Source organism: Rhodoferax antarcticus ANT.BR (genome assembly GCF_001938565.1).
In the GTDB taxonomy this organism is placed as follows: Bacteria; Pseudomonadota; Gammaproteobacteria; order Burkholderiales; family Burkholderiaceae_C; genus Rhodoferax; species Rhodoferax antarcticus.
In genome coordinates this window covers 72301-88317 of record NZ_MSYM01000008.1, presented here as the reverse complement: position 1 = coordinate 88317, position 16017 = coordinate 72301, and the positions used below count along the sequence as shown (strand labels likewise).

The window sequence follows — 16017 nt, the reverse complement described above, 5'->3', positions numbered from 1 at the left end:
ACTATTGGGCGCCCTTGCGCATCACCACCACACCAATGGTTTCGAACATCACCACAATGTCCAGCAGCAGCGAGTGGTTTTTGACGTAATACAGGTCGTACTGCAGCTTTTCAGCCGCGTCTTCTACTGACGACCCATACTGATAACGCACCTGTGCCCAGCCGGTGACACCCGGCTTGACGCTATGCCGGATGGCGTAGTACGGGATTTCCTGGGTCAGCTGATCCACAAAATAGGGGCGTTCCGGGCGCGGCCCGACCATACTCATGGAGCCCGTCAAAACACTGAAGAGTTGGGGCAGCTCATCAATGCGCAGTTTGCGGATGATCCGGCCTAACCGCGTCACCCGATCATCTTTGGCCGTAGCCCAGCGCGGCTTGCCGTCTTTTTCTGCATCGGTGCGCATGCTGCGGAACTTCACCACATTGAACAGGCGCCCGTTTTGCCCCACACGCTCCTGGAAATAGAGGATGGGGAAACCGTCTTCCAGCACAATCAAAACCGCAGTCATCAACATCACCGGCAGGGCTAGCAAGATCAGGATGAAGGCGCAGATGACGTCAAAAATCCGCTTCACAAAAGCGCGTAACCAGCCAGTGCTGAAGCCGTCACCAAAGATCATCCAGCCGGCAGAGAGAGATTCCAGCCGGATTTGGCCCAAAGTGCGCTCGAAGTGGGTGGCAATGTCCACCACCTTGACCCCCTGCAGCTTGCAGTCCAGCAACTCACGTAAGGGCATGCTGCCGCCACGCCGCTCCGACAGCGCCACCACAATCTCATCCACCTGCTGATTGTTGACGATGTCGGTCAGGGAGTTGCTCATTGACAGCAGCCCCCAGGCAGAAACCTCGGCCTCCAACTCATTCGGGCCGGCGTAGTAGCCGACCAGGTCCACGCTGGGGTCAGATCTGAGCAACTCGGTGCCCACCGATCGGGCGCGTGCACCCGTGCCAAAAACCAGCACACGCTGGCGCATCAGGTTGCGCGGGGTGAAATGCATCACGTACACGCGTAGCAACAGCATCAGGGCGATGGCCGCCAGCACGGTCAGTGCGAACGATCTGGCATCAAGGTAGCGGGTTGCCAGGGCCAGGATCACGGGCGCCATGCACAGCAGTGCCAGCACCGCGCGGGCGATGGACTGGCCGAGCGAGCGGTTATGCACCCGCTGGTAAAAACCCAGGCCAGCGCTCAGCGTCATCATGCTTGCGCCCAAAACCGCGAAAGTACCCACCGTGGCAAGCCCGAAAAGCGCTGGCTGATTCTGGTGTGCCGAGGAAGTGATGAGCGCAATCAGCAGCAGCAGCAGCAGATCAAGGCCGATCTGAAACAGCGTTCTTTTGTGGAAGTAGTGGTTGAAGATCTTGATCATGGGTTCACGTCCGCGTGATGCGGCCTAGCCTAGCGTCCAATGGCCAGATACTCGAAACCCATGCCGCGTACCAGTTTGGGGTCGTACAAATTTCTGCCGTCAAAGATCACCGGTGATTTGAGTTTGGCTTTGATGATTTCAAAGTCTGGACTGCGGAACTCCTTCCATTCGGTCACGATGACCAGCGCATCGGCATTGTTCAGCGCTTCGCCCTGGGTATCGGCGTAACTCAGGCCAGGCTCATTGGGAAAGCAAAGCATGGCTTCTGCCATGGCAACCGGGTCGTAGGCGGTGACGCTGGCACCCGCTGAAAGCAAGTCCTTGATCACCTGGCGGCTGGTAGCCTCGCGCATGTCGTCAGTGTTGGCCTTGAACGCCAGGCCCCACAGCGCAAAATGCTTGCCCGACAGGTCCGAGCCAAAGCGCGCCTTGATTTTGTTGCCCAGCACATGTTTTTGCTGGTCATTGGCAAGCTCCACGGCGTTGAGCACTTTGAGGTCGATGCCCGCATCGACGGCCGCAGTCTTGATCAAGGCTTTCACATCTTTTGGAAAACAAGAGCCGCCGTAACCGGCGCCCGCATACAAAAAGTCGTAGCCAATGCGCGGGTCACTGCCGATACCACGGCGCACACTTTCAATGTCGGCCCCGAGCTTTTCGGCCAGGTTGGCCAACTCATTCATGAAACTGATGCGCGTGGCCAGCATCGCGTTGGCAGCGTATTTGGTCAGTTCTGCGCTGCGCACATCCATCAGGATCAGGCGGTCGTGGTTACGCTGAAACGGCGCATACAGCGCACGCATATTGAGCGCGGCCTGCTCATCATCGCAGCCCACCACAATGCGGTCGGGCTTCATGAAGTCATCAATGGCAGCGCCTTCTTTCAAAAACTCCGGATTCGACACCACGCTAAAAGGGGTGTTAACACCGCGTTTTTGCAATTCCTCAGCAATAGCCGCGCGGACCGCATCGGCTGTACCCACGGGGACGGTGCTTTTGTCGACAACCACCTTGTAGCCGGTCATGTATCTGCCGATATTGCGGGCAGCGGCAGTGACGTATTGCATGTCCGCTGATCCATCCTCGTCAGGTGGCGTACCGACCGCGATGAACTGTACGCTACCAAAGTGCGCCGCACGCTTGATGTCAGTCGTGAAATGCAGCCGCCCTGCCGCCACATTGCGCTTGACCATGTCCTGCAGGCCTGGCTCGTAAATGGGAATGCCGCCATCTTTCAGAATCTTGATCTTGGCGGGGTCGACATCCAGGCACAAAACCTCGTTACCCACCTCAGCCAGACAAGTCCCTGACACCAAGCCAACGTAGCCGGTGCCAATTACAGTAATTTTCATAAGTTATCCCCGAGCATTCTGCTTTGAAACATTATCACAACAAAACAACACGCTCATGTCCTTTTGCAACGTGATCTGTGTCGTTGGGTCTGACCGCCAGGGCCATGAAATTCAAAAGGAAAAACAGAAAGGCCACCCGCGGCACATCCATGACGCTGCTGACCAAGCCTACCAGCAGCACGCCGATAATCGACGCCGCTAGATAAGGGGCCGTTGGCTGCAATCTGGCGCGGCCCAAGGCCAGATGCCACAGTGCTGTCATGACCAACAACAGGCACGCCAGCAGACCCAGTACACCGCGCTCCACCAGCAGTTCCAGAAACAGGTTATCGAGGTGCCAGGGCAGAAAATACGACTGTGCCGCAGGCAACCAGTGCGCCAGCCCCGCAGAAAAATCTCCGTTGCTCAGCAAGTTTTGCGGCTGGTCTCCCATCAAGGCCACGTTGTCAATGTCGGCCGAGCCGCCAGCATCGATGACTGACATGGAGAACATTTTCAGCCGTGGCACCCAGCGGGAGTCTGGCCCCAGTTCATCGCCTTCCATGGTCACCGTCAAGCTTTGCCAGACAGGATGTCCAGCGGAGGTGACCGGCTTGACGCGCAAAAAGGCTGCCTGACAAGCGCGGTCGTAAAGCAAGTGCCGTTCGCACAAATACAACTCGATGCGCGTGTTGTGCTTCACACGTACGTCCAGCCGTGCGCGGTAGCCACTGGGCTTGCTCAGGCTGACACGCTGGGTGAGTTCCAGAACGCCACCCAGTGACTGGCGAGTCTTCGGCCCCAGCAAGGTGACGAAGCCTTGCCCCTGCGGCTTAGGCAGGGGTTCAGGGTGCCAAAGTGCGTCGCCAGGAAACTCTTCGTTGGGAACTTGCGCCGCATAGTTGGCAGGCAATCGCCCCAGGCCTATGCCCAGCAGCCAGTCGGACGAGCCTTTGAGCATGCCTACACCGTTTTTCCAGTGCTCCACCCGGCTGGAGAGGTCTTGCTCGGTGCTGGCCAAGCGCTTGGACATGAAGCTGCCACTCTGCAGCACCACCACAACCTCCAGCATCAGCACTACACCCAGCGCCACGCTGGCCTTCGTCCACCAGCTTGGTAAAGTTGCCTGATGGCGCAGACTTCTCCATGGGTCAGTGCCGTGGCGCGCATGTTTTTGCAGCCATAGCAAGAATGGCAGCAGGATCAGCGGCCCCAGCACCGCCAGATAGACCCCGCGTGAAAACGTCGTCAGACAGGTGTAACCCACACCCAACGCCAGCAACGCCAGGGCTGCCCACGGAAGTGGCCGAAGTGTGGCTGACAACGCCCAAACGACAAACGGCACGGTCAGTGCCAGATAGGCGTCAATGGCGGCGCCTCCCACATGCATTTCCCAGAACAAGGCCACGGTGCGGTAGGGCGCAGAAAAATCAAGCAGGCCTGGGAAGGCCATGCGCTCCCAAAAAGTGGCCAGCACCAGGCAGGCCAGCCCGGAGACGATACCCGCCGCCATATCGCCTGCGGCACCTGTTGTATTGCGCGACACCTCGCGTTGCAGCAGCGGGATGAAAAGCAACGCAAATCCTAGGCTCTTGAACACACGCCAGCTGTTGAGCGCGTCGCTGTAACTGGCGAACCAGTCAAACTGAAAACCCCCAGCGTCCAGCAAGCCGCGCTGCAAGGCCCACAGGCCAGACACGGCCAGCATGCCGATCAGCAGTTTGGGCGCCGTGGTGGCTGGCCTGTACGCATCCTTTTGACTTTCCCACGCCATCCGCGCGTAGGCGCCCGCCAAAGCAGCCAGCAGCAGCAAGTCGAACTCTTCAAAAACGATCCAGCCCGTCCACGGCGAGAAGTTCAGCCAAGGTAGGCACGCGGGCACCAGCCACAGCCACAGGCGGGGTTGCCAGCCCACCAGGCAACAAACCATACAGAAAAGCGCCAAGCTGAGCAGCGCAGCCAATGGGTGATGTGCCGCCAGAAAAAGGCCCCCAACCAGACAGACAGCGCTCACCCACCATGGCAAAAAAGTGCGCATGCGGCCGGTTTAGACCAGCAGTTCAAGACAGGCCGGGTGCGCCAGGAACAGGTGGGGGCTGGCGCTGGCGCCGTAGGCACCTGATTGAAACACCACCACCAGATCGCCCACCTGCGCCTCGGGCAGCAACATGCGGTCAGCCAGCACGTCCAGCGGTGTGCATGACGGCCCCACCACCGATGTCACCTGGCTGGGCGTAGCGTCCATTCGGGTGCCGATGGCCACCGGGTAATTTTTGCGCAGCACCTGCCCGAAGTTGCCGGTGGCCGCCAGGTTGTGATGCAAGCCGCCATCCACCACCAGATACACCTGGCCGCGTGACTGCTTGCGGTCAATCACCCGGGCGACGTAAATGCCGGCTTCAGCCACCAGGTAACGACCCAATTCAAGCGCTAGCGAAGCTTGCGGCAGATCGGCGTGAGCGCGCTGCACCAACCGTTCCAGCGTGTCGGCCACCCGCGTCAGATCCAGCGGTTTGTCACCCGGAAAATAGGGCACTCCCAGGCCACCCCCCAAGTTGAGCAAGCGCACCGTGCCGGGCGCATGGGCTGCCAGGCGTACCGCCAGCGCATAGGCGTGTTCCAACGCCTCGCCAATGGCCGGTGCGCTCAAGCTTTGCGAGCCCGGGTAGATATGAAAACCTTCAAACTGCAACCCGGCCCGGCCCATATTGGCCAACAAGGTGGGCACCTGCTCCACATCCACCCCAAACGGTTTGCCGCCACCGCCCATTTTCATGCCCGAGCTTTTGAGCTCGAAGTCGGGGTTGACGCGAACGGCCGCGCGCGCGGGCAGCCCCAGCGCCTGCGAGGCCTGGGCCAGCACGTCCACCTCGCGAAAAGACTCGATGTTGACCAGCACCCCGGCTGCCACGGCCTGACGCAACTCGGTGTCGCGCTTGCCGGGCCCGGCAAAACTGATGTCATGCGGGGCCATACCCGCGTCCAGCGCGACTTTCATCTCTCCTGCCGACGCCACATCCATGCCGTCCACCAGATGGGCCATCAGGCCCACCAGCGCGGGCATCGGGTTCGCCTTCATGGCGTAGTGCAGCTTGATCTTGGTTGGCAGAGTCTGTCGCAATTCGATGATGCGCTGGCGCAAAGCAGAGCGGCTATAGGCGTAAAACGGTGTCTGCCCGGCGCGCGCAGCCAGTATGGACAAGCGCACGCCACCCAGCATCAGCTCGCCGTGGCTGCTTGGGAATTGCGTCATCGGCGGGTGCTGTGGCAGGGGGATGTCGGCGTCTTGCATGGTCGGAGCGTTCATAGGGGGGCTGAAGTAGGGCGGGCCAGCCAGTCGCTTGCCAGGCCAGCGCGGTCAATTTTGCCGTTGGCGTTGCGTGGCAGCGGGCCGCTGACCCATGCCACGTTCGCAGGAACCATGTAGGTTGGCATCCGGGTGCGGCATTCGTTTATAAGGTCATTTTGCCCTGTAGCCCTTGTATTACATGCGTTAGTTGCTATTATTTGTATAGCTTGCCCAAGCCCTGCGTGGGGCACACCAAAAGCCACACATTCGTTCACCAGGCCAGTGGCATAGATGATGTCCTCCACCTCGGTGGGGCTGACCCGGTAGCCCGAGGTTTTGATCATCTCGTCGCGCCGACCGACAAAATACAAAAAACCTTCAACATCCTGGCGCACCGTATCACCGGAATACACCGCCACTTCCGGCAGTTGCAAACCCGCCGGGCGCCCGGGGGTGCCGGTGAGAAGCACCTTGAAGCGCTCAGCAGTTTTGGCAGCGTCGTTCCAGTAACCCAGGGCCACCAGCGGCCCACGGTGCACCAGTTCACCGGGTTCATCCGCAGCGCAGGGCGTGCCGTCGGGTCGCAGTACCAGAACTTCAGCGTTGGGAATCGCCTTGCCGATCGAGTTGGGCTTGCGGTCCACCTCCTGTGGTGGCAGATAAGTGGATCGAAAAGCCTCGGTCAGCCCATACATCAAAAACGGTTTGGCCTGAGGCAGCCTTTGGCGCAACTTGGCGAGCGCGGCTTGCGGCATGTGGCCACCAGTGTTGGCCCAGTAACGCAAAGATCGCCCAGCTCCTTCGGGCCACTCGGCGTTGATAAGCTGCAGATACAGCGGTGGTACGGCGGTCATGCCGGTCACTTTCTCACGGTCGAGCGTTTTGAGCACATCGCGCGGCAACAGGTAATTGAGCAGCACCACCCGCGCGCCCACAAGAAAAGCCGTGGTGAGTTGGCTGAAGCCGGCGTCAAACGACAGCGGCAACGCTGCCAGCAGCACGTCGTCAGGCTGATTTTCTAGATAAGACGCCACGCTGGCGGCCCCGGTCATCAGGTTGCGGTGTGACAGCATCACGCCTTTGGGCTGCCCGGTACTTCCAGAGGTGTACAAAATGGCCGCTAGATCGGTATCAATCACGCGGTGCCCCGATTGCGGTGGCGCGCAGAGTAAGTCTTGCCAAAACGTGGTTGAAACATGCGCGGTTGCTGGCGCTGCGTGCACATCGGCGCCGGGTGCACACAACACCACATGCCGCAGGTCAGGGCAGGATGACAACACAGGCGCCAGCAACGCCAACCGCTCCGGTGAGGTCACCAGTACCCGGACGTTGCAGTCACGCAGGATGTGCGCCACCTGCTGCGCTTTAAGCACTGGGTTGATTGGGACGAATGCCGCGCCTGCCAACGGCGCTGCAAAACTGGCAGCCACCGCCTCAAAGCGCTTTTCCAGGTAGATGCCAACTCGGTCTGCGCGCTCAACGCCAAGCTGCATCAAGCCTGCCGCCACGCGCGTCACCGCTTCGTGCAGTGCGGCGTAGTTCCAGTGCGCATGGCCCTGACTCAAGGCCACAGCCAGCGGGCGCTGCTGCGCCGCCAGGGTGATGAGATCGGGTAATAAAGTGGCCTGCAACATAGCCCAGTCATCTTACAGGCTGGCTGTGACCTTGGCCGCGATATCAAGCTGTGTTTCAGGCAGTCAGTTGCAGGCTTTGCAGCCAGCCCAGCACCGCGTCTTGCGCCTCTGCACGCCAACTGGCGTGCGAAAAGGTGTGGTCAGCGTCTGGCACCTCCACGCGCTGCACCTGCGGGCGTTGCAGCACGCCACGCCACGCCGGATCGGTTTGGGCGCACTCCAGAAATTCCTTGGCGGTGAAGTCGCGGGCGCTCAGCAGCAGCAGTACAGGCCCGGGAAACTGACGCATGGCTTGCGCCATACGCTGCTGAAAATGTGGCTCGGTCTGCAAGGGCCCAGAGCCTGCCCGCATGTTGCGCAGGGTTTGCAGCAGTCCGGCCAGCGAAGGCCGCCATTGGTACTGACCCGTCCACCAGCGATGCCAAAAATCACGCTCAAACAGGCGGTTGGTGTAGTAATGCTTGATATGGGTGCGTGCCAGTGTGGCATCCGAGCGCACCCAGGGGTTGAGCAGGCACAAACCTGCCAGCCGCGCATCCGGATGCTGGCCACTGAACAACAGTGCCGCAGAAGCCCCGTCACACAGGCCCCACAGCACCACGCGCTGAACGCTTGGGCAGGTGCGCTGCAGCGCGTCAATTGCCACTGCAATATCGTCGTGCACCTCGTCAAAACACAGGCGCCGGCCACTGCTGTCGCCCATGCCACGGTAATCAAAGCGCATCACCGCAAAACCCGCAGCAGCCAGGCGTCTGGCCAGCAGCACAAATTGGCGGTGGCTTCCCACCCGGTATTGCGGACCACCCACCACCATAACCAAGCCCAGGGGCGCTGGCTCTGCCGGTTGTGCAACGATGCCCAGCAAGGTTTCGCCTGCACAGGGCATCAACACAGGTAGTTCAGAGAAATTCAAGGCAAACCTCTCACACTGGCTGCCTGCAGCGCCTTCAGGCTGGTGTGAACCCAAGCCTCGCTGTCGGGGCACTCCTGCATCTGCCAGAACGCAGCCCCTTCGGCGAGGTGGGCTGTTGCCGTGCAACCTGCCTGTTGCCAGCGGTGCAGTTGGCTGCTGAGAGCCGGTGACAAGCTATCACCAGCAGACGGGCTGCCCAGCTCAAGGCAGATGATCTGGCTGCCAACTGGTAAACCTTCCAGATCTGCCTGGTCTAGGCCTTGTGCAAGAGCCGCCGACACACGGTAGCCCGCCACCTCCACTGACGCACCCTGTGCCAGCAATTGCGCCAGCGGCGCGGTGCCGCGGCTTGGCTCGCCACGGGTAATGTCACCGGCCATTTGCAGCCGCAGGAACTGATTCAGATGCTGCTTGCCTGACAGCACGGGCTGCCATAGCAGCAGATGGGCAGGCACGGCGCTGGCGCGGCATGCCTGCGCTGCCAGCAGACTGCCAGCGCGCAAGCCCCACCACCACAGAGGGTCTTCTGGCCAACGCTTGCGCATCCAGCGCTGCGCCAGCGCCAAGTCTTGCAGCCAGGTGTTCCAGGTGGCATCTGCAAAGTCACCCGAGCTATCGCCGCAGCCTAGCAAGTCGATTTGCAGGACCACAAAACCTGCCTTGGCCAAAGCACGCGCCTGCATCGCTGCCATGCGCCGCGCGGCGTTCATTTCTTCGGCAAAGGGGTGGACATAAATCACTTGTCCCAGGATGGCCTGTCCGGCTGGCGGCTGGTGCAGCAAGCAAAATCGCTGACCGTCTGATGAGTCAATGAAAAAAGCGCTGGTCGCAGACGGGGATGGCGCCATAACGTGAACGGGATCAGCCCGCCAGCTTGGCAGTGACAAAGTCTGTGAGTGACCCCAGCGTGGCAAAAACGCTGCTGTCGATCTCGTCGTCGTGGATGGTGAAGGCAAAACGCTCCTCCAGCGTGGTGATGACGCCTAGCACCGCCATCGAGTCCAGTTCCGGTACAGCGCCCAGCAAAGCGGTCTGGCGTCCATAACTGGCACTGCGACCCTGCAGGTTCATCACACTGTCCAGCACTTTTCTCACCTCGGTCTCAACGGCCATCTCAAATCCTTCATGTTTTTTGTCTGCTACCCACGCGCTGAATGGCAGCCAATGGGCTGGTTATGATAACCAGAGAACAATTTGCCAACGCTCAAGGATCTGTGTGAGTTCACCTGATATCACCCTTCTGGAAGACGTTGCTGAGTTGCGCGCCCTGCTGACCCGCCGCAAGATGCGCTCTGACGCTCCGGCGCACGCAGACATTTTTGGCAGCTTGGCCTGGTTTGAAAATCTGGCGGCTTGCGGGCTCGACGCAACAACCCTTGCCGATGTCCGTTGCCAATGGTGGGTGGCGCAGGATGACGCCAGCGGCCAACTGGTCTGCCTGCCCCTGTTGGCAGGCGGGCGTTTAAATACCCTGAGTAACTACTACAGCAGCCTGTATAAGCCCCTGGTGTTTGGCGCAGGGGAGACGGCAGTGGGTGACTTGCCGGTTGCTGCATCGGTCTGGCAAGCAGTGGCCCGGGCGATTCGGCAGCATCCGGCGCGCTGGCCAGTGCTGATGCTTGATCCGTTGGACCCGCAATCGGCTTTTTTTACCGGCATGCGCGACGGCTTGCGATCGGCAGGGTACGCGGTGGATGCCTATTTTTGCTTTGGCAATTGGTATTTGCAGGTCAACGGCCGATCGTTTGCCGACTATTTTTCTGCGCTGCCCTCTCCCTTACGCCACAGCATTGAGCGCGGGCGTCGCCGTTTGACAAGACAAGGCGTCTGGGGAATCGAGATTCACCAGACTCTGGGGGCTGCGCTAGATGCCGCGATTCAACACTTTGAGACGGTGTACCGCGCCAGTTGGAAAGGGCAGGAGCCCAACGCGGCGTTTATTCCGGCGCTGGCGCGCATGGCAGCGCAGCGTGGCTGGCTGCGCCTGGGCGTTCTCCAACTTGACGGTCAACCAATTGCTGCGCAGTTGTGGCTGGCCAAAGATGGCAAGGCCAACATCTTCAAATTGGCCTATGTCAGCGGTTTTGAGCGCTTTTCCGCTGGCTCAGTACTGACCGCAGCGCTGATGCAGCACGCAATCGACATTGATCAGGTGCACGAAGTGGACTACCTGACCGGTGACGACGGTTACAAGCGCGACTGGATGTCGCACCGCCGCGAGCGCTGGGGCTTGGTGGCGTTTGACTGGCGCACCCCGACAGGGTTTTGGGCGGCTAGCCGCCACTGGTTGGGGAAATTGCGCAAGCTAGGCCGGGGCGTGGAAAAAGTTACCATGCCGCGATGAACATGACCCTGTTGACCTTACCCCGGTGCCTTACGCTGCTGGCATTTGCCGGGGTTGCCACTGCTTCGCTGGCGCAGATTAGCGTGTCGCCAGTGGCGGCCTCGCCGAGCCTGTTTGAGCAGGCGCAGGCTTACGAAAACGGGGAGGGAATTCAGCGTGACTCCCTGCTGGCAGCCAATCTCTACTGCAAGGCAGCGCGTCTGGGTAACCGGGACGCGCAGTACAACCTGGGCTGGATGTATGCGAATGGCCGGGGTGTGGCGCGCCACGACGGTCATGCTGCGTTTCTTTTCAAAGCCTCCGCCGAGCAGGGGGTGGACACCGCACAGCGCCTCCTCAGCCGGTTTGACGGTGTGCCCCCTGAGATGCCCGACTGCATGAGCGCGCGCGAACCGCCAGCAGCACCCCCGCTAGTCACTTGGACGCCGGTTAATTACGCGTTGAGCGCGCCGCGCCCGATCCTGACACTGGTCAACAAACTGGCGCCGCGCTTTCAAGTGGAGCCGCAACTGGTACTGTCCATCATTGCGGCTGAGTCCAATTTCAACGCGCAGGCGGTCTCGGCTAAAAACGCGCAGGGCTTGATGCAACTGATCCCCGAGACCAGTGAACGCTTCAATGTCAAAAACGCGTTCGATCCGGCGCAGAACATTCGTGGTGGCTTGAGCTACCTGCGTTGGCTGCTGGCATATTTTGAAGGCGATGTGGCACTGGTGGCAGCCGCCTACAACTCAGGCGAACGCACCGTGGAGCGCTACAAAGGCGTGCCGCCCTATCCGGAAACGCGCAATTACGTCAAACGTGTGTTGAACGCTTTTGGCGCCCACACCCATGCTTTTGACGGCAACGTGGTGCAACCTTCACTGGCACTGAAGAAGTAGCCAGATTGCGCAAGTTACCCCTATTGCTGAAAAGCAGCGCATGAACCGCATTCTCATGGTGTGCATGGCCAATATTTGCCGCTCGCCGATGGCATGCTCGGTGGCGCAGCATCTGGCACGACAACAGGGCCGTCACCGACAGTTCGAGTTTGACGCAGCTGGCACACACGCCCCGACCTCGGCCAAGCACATGGACCCGCGCGCCCGCCAGGCCTTGCTCATGCGTGATTACCAGCCGGTCAAAACCCGCTCCAGACAAGTGTGTTTGCAAGACTTTGAGCGCTTTGACCTGATTCTGGCCATGGACAACGCCAACCTGGCGGTCCTGCAGCGCCAGTGCCCCGGCGCCATGCACGGCAAGCTGCGCCTGCTACTGTCTGCTGCGCCGGATTTAGGGTTTACCGAGATTCCAGATCCGTATTACGGTGATGCGGCAGGGTTCGAGCGGGTGCTGGCGCTATGTGAATCAGGCGCGCGCGGCCTGTTGGCCCAGCTTTAGACCTGGTAGTAGTTGCGGTACCAGGCCACAAACCGGTCGATGCCGGTTTGCAGAGGTGTGTTGGGGGCAAAGCCAATCCATTGGTTCAGGGCGTCGGTGCTGGCATAGGTGGCGGGCACGTCGCCTGGTTGCATCGGCAACAGGCGCTTTTCGGCGGTTTGACCCAGAGCGGTTTCAATGCACCCGATAAAGTCCATCAAAGGCACCGGGTCATTGTTGCCAATGTTGAAGACGCGGTAGGGTGCCTGGCTGGTAGTGTGCTCTGGCGTGGCAGGTCGATCGAGTGTGCGCAGCACGCCTTCCACGATATCGTCGATGTAGGTGAAGTCGCGCTGCATCTGTCCGTGGTTGTAAACATCAATGGCGTGGCCCTGCAAAATGGCTTGCGTAAACAGCATGGGAGCCATGTCGGGTCGGCCCCAGGGGCCGTACACCGTAAAAAAGCGCAGCCCCGTGGTGGGCAGTTGGTAGAGATGGCTATACGTGTGCGCCATCAACTCATTGGCTTTCTTGGTGGCTGCGTACAAACTCACCGGGTGGTCCACATTGTCGTGTTCGGCAAACGGCATTTTGGTATTGCCGCCATAAACGCTAGAGCTTGAGGCGTACACCAGGTGCTGCACTTGGTTGTGGCGGCAGCCTTCCAGAATGTTGGCAAAACCCAGCAGGTTGCTATCCATGTAGGCCAACGGATTTTGCAGTGAATAGCGCACACCGGCCTGTGCCGCCAGATGGATGACCCGGTCAAACTTCTCTGCTTGGAACAATTTGGGCACACCATCGCGGTCGGCCACATCCACACGCAAAAACCTGAAATTGGTGTGGGTTGTCAGCCGTGCCAACCGACTTTCTTTCAGCGACACCGCGTAGTAGTCATTGAGGTTGTCCAGCCCCAGCACCTCATCGCCACGTACCAGAAGCCGCTCGGCCACGGCCGCCCCAATAAACCCGGCTGCGCCGGTCACCAAGAGTTTCATGGCGCCAGTTTAATCGTCCGCCGACGCTGAGAGTTCTTCGCAACTGTTGGTATCGGTAAAGAAAGAACTGCATAGTTTGACGGCGATGCCCACGGTGCCGACCTTGTGCTCCACCCGCACCACTTCTCCAGAACACACCATCTTTAGCAACTCACCCTTCACCATGACTTGCACCACAAATTGCACTTTGGAGCCCGGCGCCTTGGCCACGGTGGTTTCGAAGTACACACCGGTTGCGCTGACATTGCGCGTTAAGCCCGATGTGCCATTGATTTCAATGGGCAACTCAGAACACAACCGGTCAGCGCCTCGGCCTGAAAGACGAGTGGTAGAAGGGCCGTTGGCAGGCGTCCTGTTCATCTGTGTGAGTGCTGATTCGGGTCTGTGGGTAAGTTCGCTTGAAGCAGGAACTATGCCCATGAAAATGAGCACGCATTATTCCTTTTTAAAACAAGGCGTTAAGCCTCTTTGTCTGCCCAGTTTTTGGATTTGCCAGCCAAGTGGGTAAATGAATCCGACACTATCAGACGGCACATCGGACTATCATTCAACACCGTGCGGCGCAATTACATTAACGAAAGCAAGCATCCATGAGCTTTGGTCGAGCACTCAATCAAAGTTTACGCAAATTGGTTGCCTTTTTGCCGCGCCCGGCTCGGTTTGCTATTTACCGGTCGTTTGTGGAGTGCAACGCGCAGCCTGATCGCCGCCTGGTCCTGAAAATTGCCGAAACGCAGGAAGAGCTGCAAGCCTGCTTTAGGCTCCTGCACGATGCTTATGTGAGCAGCGGCTTTATGAAGCCCGACCCTTCGGGCATGCGTGTCACCATCTACCACGCGCTGCCCACCACCACGACCTTGTGCGCCAAATATGACGGCGAAGTGGTCGGCACCTTGTCTCTCATCCGCGAAAGCCTGTTTGGTTTTCCGCTGCAAGCCATTTTTGACCTCAGCCAGGTACGCGCGCTCAAGGGGCAGATTGCCGAGGTGTCTGCTCTGGCGGTGCACCCCAAGTTCCGCAAAACCGGCGGCACAATTCTTTTTCCGTTGATGAAGTTCATGTACAACTACTGCACGACCTTCTTTGACACCCGGCACTTGGTGATTGCGGTCAACCCGAACCGCATCGAGATGTATGAGTCGCTGCTGTTTTTTCAGCGCCTGAGCGAGAAATCGGTGGACAACTACGACTTCGCCAACGGGGCGCCAGCAGTTGGGGCCGCACTTGACCTCAAAACGGCTCCTGCCCTGTTCAAGCAGGTGTATGCCAGCAAAACGCTGCGCCGCAACATGCATCACTACTTTGTTGAAGCGGTCATGCCCAACATTGTCCTGCCCACCCGGCGCTACTTCACCACCAACGATCCGGTGATGACACCTGCGCTGCTGGACTACTTTTTTAACCAGCACACCCAGGTCTTTGCCAAACTTGACGACCATAAAAAACAGCTTTTGCACGCCATTTACAACCTGTCGGCTTTTCAGCCGGTGCTACCGACCTTGCGTAAAAGGGTAGCGCAGGCGTCCGAGCGCAGTCACCAGCGCTACTCGGTCCAATGCCCGGGGGTTTTTAAGGTCATGGAGTCGGCCCGAGAGTGCACTTATCAACTGCTGGTGGTCGATCTGTCGCTGCATGGTTTTCAGGTGTACTCCCAGGTGCCGCTGCCTCTGGGCTGCTGGGGTGAAGCCTCGATTCAGCTGGGCAAATCAGAAAAATCTTTCAGCCAAGCCAAGGCAGTGCTCGAGCGGGCCAACGGCTCACCCGGCTTTTACGGTTTTCAGTTGGCCGAGCCCGACCTGGCTTGGCGCAAGTTCGTAAGCGCAATGCAGGCCGGCACCACGCATGAGGATTTGGACAACGCCAGTCGCTTCCTGCCTGATTCAGCCTAATCGCCCGCATGGCGCTGCAGCAACGCCAGCACAAACCTTGACGGAATCGCGTAGCTGATGCCCGAGGGCTGGCTTAGCGCTGATTCGCGCGTGCTCTTGAGCAAAACCATGTTCACCACGCCCAACACTTCGCCACTGTCCGGGTCAAACAAGGGGCCGCCGCTGTTGCCCGGGTAAGCCGTGCCGTCAAGCTGAAAAATGTCAAATGGCTTGTTGCCGCGCAAGCTGCGAATGGCCCGGGGATTGAGCTGGCTGGCCGTGGCTGTGGGCAGCGCTGCAGCGGCAATGGACGAAATCGTGGCGCGGTGTGTCACCGGCGAAAAGCCCAGCGCCCCACCAATCGGGAAACCCATGAACGCCACCGACTGCCCCTCTCGCACAGCGTCTGAGTTACCCACTGGGAAAGCGGGGTGTGCCGGCCCCTCAAAGCGCAGCAAGGCTAGGTCATGGGCGCCATCCACCTCCAGCACTTTGGCCGCGCGCGTTTGCCAGTTGTTGTCGCTGGTGCGCAATTGCACCACCAAGGTGGCTTCGGCGTCAGCCTCGGCAGGCCGCTGCAGCACATGGGCGTTGGTCACCAGCTTGTTGCCCTGCGTCTGGCCCGCGTCTGCCACCACAAACCCGGTGCCGTGCAAGGCAAAGCGCGGGCTGTTGGTGGCTTTGTAAGTGCCCACGATGGCGATGGCGGGTTTAACTTGGGCAATGGTGCTGGCCAGATCGGCGTGGGCCGTTGCGGCTGACAGCGCCGCGAACAGCGCCAGAGTCATCAGGATAGGTTCACGTTTCATCCAACCATTATGCGTATTGATCCCTGACTTCTTTGCAAGCACCCAGAAGCTTGACGAGTTTCCTGCGTTCACAAAAGCCATTCTGAAGCGCGCCGACTGC

Annotated in this window: 15 protein-coding genes; 4 read left to right on the top strand and 11 right to left on the bottom strand. The window is 59.7% G+C overall.

The window, feature by feature from the left end:
• Position 1: 1 nt before the first annotated feature.
• The 8 genes from BLL52_RS05365 to BLL52_RS05330 all read right to left on the bottom strand — a co-directional run bounded on the left by BLL52_RS05365 (position 2) and on the right by BLL52_RS05330 (position 9652).
• Positions 2 to 1372: a TIGR03013 family XrtA/PEP-CTERM system glycosyltransferase gene (locus BLL52_RS05365; protein WP_075585688.1), complete on the bottom strand. Its 1371-nt coding sequence runs from the start codon at positions 1370 to 1372 to the stop codon at positions 2 to 4.
• Between the two features lie 29 nt (positions 1373 to 1401).
• Entirely contained in the window at positions 1402 to 2724 is a 1323-nt protein-coding gene (locus BLL52_RS05360) for a UDP-glucose dehydrogenase family protein (RefSeq protein ID WP_075585687.1), read from the bottom strand.
• Positions 2725 to 2758: 34 nt separating this feature from the next.
• Positions 2759 to 4618: an O-antigen ligase family protein gene (locus BLL52_RS05355; protein WP_158025679.1), complete on the bottom strand. Its 1860-nt coding sequence runs from the start codon at positions 4616 to 4618 to the stop codon at positions 2759 to 2761.
• A 132-nt stretch (positions 4619 to 4750) separates the two neighbouring features.
• The gene (locus tag BLL52_RS05350) at positions 4751 to 6010 is read right to left on the bottom strand and encodes a pyridoxal-dependent decarboxylase, exosortase A system-associated (protein WP_420852618.1); all 1260 of its coding nucleotides are present in this window, start codon (positions 6008 to 6010) and stop codon (positions 4751 to 4753) included.
• The gene (locus BLL52_RS05345) at positions 6007 to 7626 is read right to left on the bottom strand and encodes an acyl-CoA ligase (AMP-forming), exosortase A system-associated (RefSeq protein WP_075585685.1); all 1620 of its coding nucleotides are present in this window, start codon (positions 7624 to 7626) and stop codon (positions 6007 to 6009) included. Before BLL52_RS05345 ends, BLL52_RS05350 begins: the two co-directional genes overlap by 4 nt.
• A gap of 55 nt (positions 7627 to 7681) precedes the next feature.
• Positions 7682 to 8539 carry a hydrolase 1, exosortase A system-associated gene (locus tag BLL52_RS05340; RefSeq protein ID WP_075585684.1) on the bottom strand — a complete coding sequence of 286 codons (858 nt, stop codon included), beginning with the start codon at positions 8537 to 8539 and terminating at the stop codon, positions 7682 to 7684.
• Complete coding sequence (locus BLL52_RS05335; RefSeq protein WP_075585683.1) at positions 8536 to 9387, bottom strand: hydrolase 2, exosortase A system-associated; 852 nt, start codon at positions 9385 to 9387, stop codon at positions 8536 to 8538. Before BLL52_RS05335 ends, BLL52_RS05340 begins: the two co-directional genes overlap by 4 nt.
• 13 nt (positions 9388 to 9400) lie before the next feature.
• Positions 9401 to 9652: an acyl carrier protein gene (locus tag BLL52_RS05330; RefSeq protein ID WP_075585682.1), complete on the bottom strand. Its 252-nt coding sequence runs from the start codon at positions 9650 to 9652 to the stop codon at positions 9401 to 9403.
• A 103-nt stretch (positions 9653 to 9755) separates the two neighbouring features.
• Here BLL52_RS05330 and BLL52_RS05325 point away from each other — a divergent pair, with 103 nt between their 5' ends.
• From BLL52_RS05325 to BLL52_RS05315, 3 genes are read left to right on the top strand one after another with little or no spacing between them, the layout of a single operon-like run.
• Positions 9756 to 10883 (top strand): GNAT family N-acetyltransferase, encoded by a 1128-nt coding sequence (locus tag BLL52_RS05325; RefSeq protein WP_241839012.1) that lies wholly within the window; start codon positions 9756 to 9758, stop codon positions 10881 to 10883.
• Entirely contained in the window at positions 10880 to 11764 is an 885-nt protein-coding gene (locus BLL52_RS21730; protein WP_083633795.1) for a lytic transglycosylase domain-containing protein, read from the top strand. The genes BLL52_RS05325 and BLL52_RS21730 overlap by 4 nt, the downstream gene beginning before the upstream one ends.
• Positions 11765 to 11804: 40 nt before the next feature.
• Positions 11805 to 12263: a low molecular weight protein-tyrosine-phosphatase gene (locus tag BLL52_RS05315; protein WP_075585681.1), complete on the top strand. Its 459-nt coding sequence runs from the start codon at positions 11805 to 11807 to the stop codon at positions 12261 to 12263.
• Here BLL52_RS05315 and BLL52_RS05310 read toward each other — a convergent pair.
• Together BLL52_RS05310 and BLL52_RS05305 are read right to left on the bottom strand one after the other, a co-directional pair.
• Positions 12260 to 13240: an NAD-dependent epimerase gene (locus BLL52_RS05310; protein WP_075585680.1), complete on the bottom strand. Its 981-nt coding sequence runs from the start codon at positions 13238 to 13240 to the stop codon at positions 12260 to 12262. The genes BLL52_RS05315 and BLL52_RS05310 overlap by 4 nt on opposite strands.
• A 9-nt stretch (positions 13241 to 13249) precedes the next feature.
• Positions 13250 to 13600 (bottom strand): PilZ domain-containing protein, encoded by a 351-nt coding sequence (locus BLL52_RS05305; protein WP_139313308.1) that lies wholly within the window; start codon positions 13598 to 13600, stop codon positions 13250 to 13252.
• 230 nt (positions 13601 to 13830) lie between these two features.
• On the opposite strand from BLL52_RS05305, the gene BLL52_RS05300 reads away from it, so the two are divergent.
• Positions 13831 to 15129 carry a GNAT family N-acetyltransferase gene (locus BLL52_RS05300; protein WP_075585678.1) on the top strand — a complete coding sequence of 433 codons (1299 nt, stop codon included), beginning with the start codon at positions 13831 to 13833 and terminating at the stop codon, positions 15127 to 15129.
• On the opposite strand, the gene BLL52_RS05295 is transcribed toward BLL52_RS05300, so the two are convergent.
• The gene (locus tag BLL52_RS05295; RefSeq protein ID WP_075585677.1) at positions 15126 to 15917 is read right to left on the bottom strand and encodes a S1 family peptidase; all 792 of its coding nucleotides are present in this window, start codon (positions 15915 to 15917) and stop codon (positions 15126 to 15128) included. The two genes, BLL52_RS05300 and BLL52_RS05295, sit on opposite strands and share 4 nt — an antisense overlap.
• Positions 15918 to 16017 lie beyond the last annotated feature (100 nt).

Bases quoted from the DNA above. Each gene is read 5' to 3' on its own strand.
- BLL52_RS05350 (WP_420852618.1), bottom strand. From the start codon at position 6,010: ATGAACGCTCCGACCATGCAAGACGCCGACATCCCCCTGCCACAGCAC.
- BLL52_RS05365 (WP_075585688.1), bottom strand. From the start codon at position 1,372: ATGATCAAGATCTTCAACCACTACTTCCACAAAAGAACGCTGTTTCAG.
- BLL52_RS05315 (WP_075585681.1), top strand. From the start codon at position 11,805: ATGAACCGCATTCTCATGGTGTGCATGGCCAATATTTGCCGCTCGCCG.
- BLL52_RS05335 (WP_075585683.1), bottom strand. From the start codon at position 9,387: ATGGCGCCATCCCCGTCTGCGACCAGCGCTTTTTTCATTGACTCATCA.
- BLL52_RS05310 (WP_075585680.1), bottom strand. From the start codon at position 13,240: ATGAAACTCTTGGTGACCGGCGCAGCCGGGTTTATTGGGGCGGCCGTG.
- BLL52_RS05295 (WP_075585677.1), bottom strand. From the start codon at position 15,917: ATGAAACGTGAACCTATCCTGATGACTCTGGCGCTGTTCGCGGCGCTG.
- BLL52_RS21730 (WP_083633795.1), top strand. From the start codon at position 10,880: ATGAACATGACCCTGTTGACCTTACCCCGGTGCCTTACGCTGCTGGCA.
- BLL52_RS05345 (WP_075585685.1), bottom strand. From the start codon at position 7,626: ATGTTGCAGGCCACTTTATTACCCGATCTCATCACCCTGGCGGCGCAG.
- BLL52_RS05330 (WP_075585682.1), bottom strand. From the start codon at position 9,652: ATGGCCGTTGAGACCGAGGTGAGAAAAGTGCTGGACAGTGTGATGAAC.
- BLL52_RS05300 (WP_075585678.1), top strand. From the start codon at position 13,831: ATGAGCTTTGGTCGAGCACTCAATCAAAGTTTACGCAAATTGGTTGCC.
- BLL52_RS05305 (WP_139313308.1), bottom strand. From the start codon at position 13,600: ATGAACAGGACGCCTGCCAACGGCCCTTCTACCACTCGTCTTTCAGGC.
- BLL52_RS05360 (WP_075585687.1), bottom strand. From the start codon at position 2,724: ATGAAAATTACTGTAATTGGCACCGGCTACGTTGGCTTGGTGTCAGGG.